Raw genomic sequence first — 267 nt, 5'->3', positions numbered from 1 at the left:
CATCGCGGCCCATCTTCTGCGTCTGCTGGGTCGCCGTCACGTCAAATACGCCCTTGCCGAGGGCTTCAAGGGCTGCCGTATCTCCGTCAAAACCGCCAACTACGATCTTCTGCGAAGGATTTCCGACCTTGATAGCCTGGGCCGCACCCAGCGCCAGCGCGTCGGCCTGGGCAAACACGATCGACACATCCGGGTTTGCCTGCAGCATGTTCTGCATGATCTGGAACCCCTCGTCCTGAGCCCAGATGTTGGAATACTGCTCAGCAA

General features: G+C 59.6%; 1 protein-coding gene. It reads right to left on the bottom strand.

Going from position 1 to position 267, the window contains the following annotated elements; all coding sequences use genetic code 11:
• The coding region (locus tag ACPYOG_RS19670) for a substrate-binding domain-containing protein (RefSeq protein ID WP_481295804.1) at positions 1 to 267 on the bottom strand (267 nt) is incomplete at both ends.

The organism is Leifsonia sp. HAY1-4F, from assembly GCF_056755275.1.
Note: the sequence above shows the minus strand (reverse complement) of the source record. Positions and strands in the feature narration are given on the sequence as shown.